The sequence below is a fragment of the Mesocryomonas lacus genome, assembly GCF_055730135.2.
The window spans coordinates 1-555 of sequence record NZ_JBUZWE020000058.1 but is presented as its reverse complement, the minus strand read 5'-3'; the positions used below and the strand labels follow the sequence as shown (position 1 = coordinate 555).

The 555-nt window shown below is 61.8% G+C and carries 1 protein-coding gene; it reads right to left on the bottom strand.

Features of this window, described 5'->3' with window-relative positions:
- Positions 1–204: 204 nt before the first annotated feature.
- Positions 205–555: transposase (locus ACZLZY_RS24915; protein ID WP_472936647.1), on the bottom strand; the 351-nt coding region annotated here is incomplete at its 5' end.

The window sequence follows — 555 nt, the reverse complement described above, 5'->3', positions numbered from 1 at the left end:
TTGAAGTCTGCGCACACGCCGGGTTCATGGTTCTCTCCGCGGTCGGTCTCGGTGGATCGCCGCATGTTGGCGTCAGATGGTCGGATCGACCGAAGTGGTCCTCGTGGTTGCCGATGGCACCGCATTTTCAGGGACGGCCTGATCCGCGCCAAACGTCCCGGCGGGGACGCATCCGTCAAAGTCAAGTGAGCGACGTGGCAGTGGTTATGCTGCCGCCTCCTGGCTCCAACGGAATGGGGTGTTGGTTTTCCACATGGAGTGTAGAATCACGGCCATCTTCCGAGCTACGGCGATCCTCGCTTTCTTGAACCCGGACGCCTTCGCCAACTTCAGGCCCCAGGCCTTGAGCGTCGAGAAGCGTAGGTTGCGCGTCAGAAGCGTCGTGGCCGCCTCATATAGGTGCTTCCTGGTCATCAGGCTCCCCTGCTTGGATATGCGCCCGTTCCGGCTCGTCTCGCCGGACTCGTATCGTCGAGGTGTTAGGCCGAGATAGGCGCCGGCACTCGATGAACGACTGAAGCGCGATGCGTCGTCGAAGGACGAGGCGACGGACAG